The following is a 317-nucleotide window of genomic DNA, read 5'->3' as shown; positions in this document are numbered from 1 at the left end:
CTGGCCGTGGTGGGGCTGACCGGTTTGTTGATGCTGCAGTTTGAGCGCGGCACACCCGAAGAGCGGGACACCGCGTTCAGCCACCGCCGGGCCGAAGCGCCCGCGCCTGCTGCCCACAAGCCCCTGCCAGAGCCCCTCGCCGTGCCTCCGTCGGCCACACCGCCAGCCCCCGGCAGCCCACAGGAGCGGGAGCACGCCCGCTACGCCACCAGCCCGGCAGCTGGTGCCGTGGCCCCCCAACCCGCCACGGCCCCTGCGCCTGCGCACGCACCGGCCCCCGTGCAGCCCTTGGCCAAGACTGCGCCAGCACCTGCCCC

Annotated in this window: 1 pseudogene; it reads left to right on the top strand. The window is 75.4% G+C overall.

The window, feature by feature from the left end:
* Positions 1 to 317: pseudogene (locus DBV10_RS22810) on the top strand (hypothetical protein); the annotation flags it as partial.

Origin of the sequence: Acidovorax sp. FJL06 (assembly GCF_003852545.1) — a bacterium.
Lineage (GTDB): Bacteria > Pseudomonadota > Gammaproteobacteria > Burkholderiales > Burkholderiaceae_C > Acidovorax.
The sequence above is the reverse complement of the archived record's forward strand: the minus strand, read 5'-3'. Positions and strand labels throughout refer to the sequence as shown.